This is a genomic window from Paenibacillus forsythiae T98, from assembly GCF_000520735.1.
GTDB classification, from domain to species: Bacteria; Bacillota; Bacilli; order Paenibacillales; family Paenibacillaceae; genus Paenibacillus_AQ; species Paenibacillus_AQ forsythiae.
In genome coordinates this window covers 1-3,826 of record NZ_ASSC01000066.1, presented here as the reverse complement: position 1 = coordinate 3,826, position 3,826 = coordinate 1, and the positions used below count along the sequence as shown (strand labels likewise).

Below are 3,826 nucleotides of genomic sequence, written 5' to 3'. Positions count from 1 at the left end.
GGGCGGCCGCCGTCATTATCGCCCCGATCCAGGCTGTATCAAGATAGCCCATGTAATCGACCGCGTAGCCTCCAAGCACCGACCCGGCGGCGATGCCGATGTTGAAGGCGGAGATGTTCAGCGCGGAAGCAACCGACTTGGCGGATGGAACCAGCTTCTCGGCCAGCATCAGAACGTAGGCCTGAACGCCCGCCGACATCATGAAGGCGAAGAGGCCCAGCAAGATAATGGACAGAATGCTTGAATGCCTGCCGGGGAGCAGCCAGATCTGCAGCAAGAGCGCCGCTGTCTGAAACAGGAACACATACCGGAGCGCCTTCACCGGATGTCCGTTCGCCAGCTTGCCTCCCGCCAGATTGCCGGCGGCGACGGCGATGCCGTAGACGAGCAGCAGCAGGGAGATGGAACCGGATGAGAAGCCGCTGATCTCTTCCAGAATGGGAGACAGATAAGTGAACAAGGCGAAGGTTCCGCCAAAACCGGCTACGGTCATGAGCAGCGCCATCAGAATGCGCGGATTGCCGGCTAGTCTGCCCACATCCCCGATTGTCGGCGCAGCGTCCTCACGGGAGACTTTGTTGACCGCGAATATAATGACCAGCAGACCAATGAGGCCCAGGACGGCGACGGCGGCGAAGCTGAAGCGCCAATTGAACTGCTGTCCGATGTAGGTTCCGAATGGAACCCCCAGAATGGTGGCGACCGTAAGTCCCGTGAACATGATAGAAATGGCGGTTCCTTTCTTGTCTTCAGGGACCATATCGGCGGCGACGGTTGCGGCGACCGCGAAGAAGACGCCGTGGGCCACCGCCGTGACGATTCGGGAGAGCATCAGCAGTGAGTACGACCCGGCGACGGCGGACAACACATTCCCCGCCGTGAACAGCGCCATCAGGAACAGCAGGTAGCCTTTTTTCGGGAGGCGGCCGGTCAGCGCGGCTACGATCGGGGTGCCGATGGCGATAGCTGCGGCGTAGCCCGAGACCAGAGTTCCGGCCTTGGTTATCGTGATTCCAAGATCAGCGGCCACCGTCTGGAGAAGACCGACGATTACAAATTCGGTCGTGCCGATGGCAAAGGCGCTGACGGCCAGTGCGAACAGCGCGAGATAGATTTTCGTGGACATAGATTCACCTCCTTTAATGATAAAAATAGTAGATCATCACTCATGAAGATTCAAATATAGAATTAAAGTTTCTATAATAGAAACAATTAGGGCCCCTTAAGGATTAAGTAGACCAGACAAAGCCTGCGGTCTTTTTTGACTATGAGGTCAAGAACAATATACGATTGCCGTGGGCGTAATGTGTTCATTCAAAATGCCGTATAGAGGCGGGTTCTTATGCATGAAGTACGAATAAGCGATCCGTTGTCTCCTAAAATTTGTAGCCTTTCAGGAAGAATGATAGACTTTAGATGAAACAATTCATCCATATTTAAGCAGTTGATCGATAGGAGGCGTTAGCTTGATCGAAATTACAGCTTCTTATGCGGATTCCCTTGCCCCTAATAGCGCCGCCATCAAGAATGCCCTCGGACTGGTTCAGAAAAACAAATTCACCTCATTCCACCGATCCGAAGCCGGCGATTTGCTGTTTGGGGAATGTCAAGGAAGCGGCAGCACCGGTTATTTGGCCTCGGCCGATTTTACTCAACCGGACAAGCCGGTGTTCCGCTGTACCTGTCCCAGTCGTCAGTTCCCGTGCAAGCATGCACTGGGACTGTTGTATGCACTGGATCAAGGCAAGACCTTTGTGGTAGCGCCGGTTCCGGAAGATCTGGCATCCAAACGGGAAAAGGCGGAGAAACGGGAGGAGAAACGGCAGCAGAAGGGAGCCTCCCCCGCAGGGGAAAAGCCGAAGAAGAGCAGCAAAGCCGCACTGACCAAAAAAGTAGCAGCTCAGCTCCAGGGATTGGAGCTGCTGGAGAAGCTTCTGCTTGAGCTGGTCCGCGCCGGGCTTGGCACGGTGAACGACAAGACGCTGAAGAATCTGAACGCCCAGGCCAAAGAACTGGGCAATTATTATCTCACGGGGCCGCAAGCCGAGCTGCGGAGGCTGATTCTGCTGATGCAGGAGGAAGCCGGGGGAGGCTTTGCCTATTCCATGGAACAGCTAACGATGCTGCATGCCCTGATTCGGAAGGGACGGAGCCATCTAAAGTCTAAACTGGAGAGTGGCTCTCCGGAGCCGGACCCCGGATCGGAATTGGAGGAACTGCTGGGCCATTCCTGGCAGTTCGCCGAACTAAAGCGGCACGGAATGGCCGTGGAGGGGGCGGAGCTGCTGCAGCTTGCGTTTACCGGGTATGACGACCGGGCACGTCAGGAATACGTGGATCTAGGCTACTGGGTGCAGCTGGACACGGGCAAGATTCACCGCACCTTGCAGTATCGCCCGTATAAAGCGGCCCGCCATATCCGCGAGGAAGACAGCTTCATGGATGTGGTACAGGCGCGGGAGCTGGTTCTCTATCCGGGAGGGCTGAACCCGAGAGTGCGTTATGATGAGTGGCAGCCCCGCCGTCCGGACGGCGGAGACTGGGAGGCAGTTGCCCGAAGCGCCCATCGTTCGTATGTGGACGTCCTGAAGCTGGTCCGCAATCAGCTTAAGAATCCGCTGGCCGATCGAATGCCCGTCATGCTGCTGCATGTCGCCGAAACGCTTGTTACCGAGGGCGACGAATACATAATCCGCGATGAGAGAGGGAACATGCTGCCGCTGAGCGATATTAGCGATGCCGGACCGGGGACGGCGGATCTGCTGTCCTGCGTAAGACGCAACCGTCTTCAAAATATCGCCCTGCTCGCAAGATTCCGTCATCTGCCAGGTGAAGGCCGGCTGGCTGTTCAGCCGCTTACCGTAATCCGCGAAGATGAAAGGATTCGTCTGCTCTACTAAAAGAGGACAAGAGGTGAACAGGATGAGCACGACTTTATTGAATGAACTGCGTCTGGAGCTTGACCGCCTGTATATTGCCGGCAGCGATCTGGCGGCGGATGACTTTCGCCTGAAGCGCCTTGTGCCCAGGTTCCAGGCTCTTGGCGAGCGGGCGCCGGTGTTCAAGAGACTGGCCGAGGGGATGGAAGGTCTGACCCAATCGGGGAATTCTCCCGAGCTTGGCGCCTCGCGCCTGCAGGAGCTGGGCCTGCTGCTGACCTCGGTGCTGGCGACCCAGGGTTCAACGGGCATTCGCGGGGAGATAGGTCCGCTACCTGATGGGGGGACGGATCTGCCTACCCCGCTGACTTACCGTCAGCTGTCAGAGCTTCGCAGGGTCCTGACCTCAAGCGGCGGAGGCCGCTACGAGATTGTCACTTCAGCCTTCGAGAAAGGATACTTCTCCGACCTTCGGCTGCTGCCTCTGGCCATTCGGGCTCTAGGCGATCCATATGCGGAGCTGGCCGACTATGCCATGAGATATATTGTTCCTTCGTATGGAGAACAAGCGGCTCCGCTGCTGGCAGCAGGGTTCGATCCTGCCGGCGGAAGGCCGCAAGCCCGCTGCCTTGTTACCCTTGCCGCGATCGGACGGGAAGCGGACAAGACCTTGATTGCCGCGGCGGCCGAAAGCGGAAGCGACGAGGTCAGGATTGCAGCCATTGAATCGCTGGGGCAGTACCCGGAATACGCGCCGGCGCTGATTGGATACTGCGGCGATGGCAAGAAGGCCATCCGCCAAGCCGCCTATGCGGCTTTAGCCGAAAGCTCTACGCCGGAGGGTCTGGAGAAGCTATATACGGCTTTCAGCGGCAAGGACCGGGAGCTTGCGTCCGAAGCGCTTCGGCGCCACCCTTCGGGCTCCCTCAATCCGAAGCTGGCTACGC

The 3,826-nt window shown here is 57.6% G+C and carries 3 protein-coding genes; 2 read left to right on the top strand and 1 reads right to left on the bottom strand.

Going from position 1 to position 3,826, the window contains the following annotated elements; genetic code table 11:
• Nucleotides 1–1,126: MFS transporter (locus L692_RS0102380; protein ID WP_025696867.1), on the bottom strand; the 1,126-nt coding region annotated here is incomplete at its 3' end.
• A 340-nt stretch (nucleotides 1,127–1,466) separates the two neighbouring features.
• Between L692_RS0102380 and L692_RS0102375 the strand changes: the two genes are divergently transcribed.
• Together L692_RS0102375 and L692_RS0102370 are read left to right on the top strand one after the other, a co-directional pair.
• Nucleotides 1,467–2,900 carry an SWIM zinc finger family protein gene (locus tag L692_RS0102375; RefSeq protein WP_025696865.1) on the top strand — a complete coding sequence of 478 codons (1,434 nt, stop codon included), beginning with the start codon at nucleotides 1,467–1,469 and terminating at the stop codon, nucleotides 2,898–2,900.
• 22 nt (nucleotides 2,901–2,922) lie between these two features.
• Nucleotides 2,923–3,826: HEAT repeat domain-containing protein (locus tag L692_RS0102370; RefSeq protein WP_025696863.1), on the top strand; the 904-nt coding region annotated here is incomplete at its 3' end.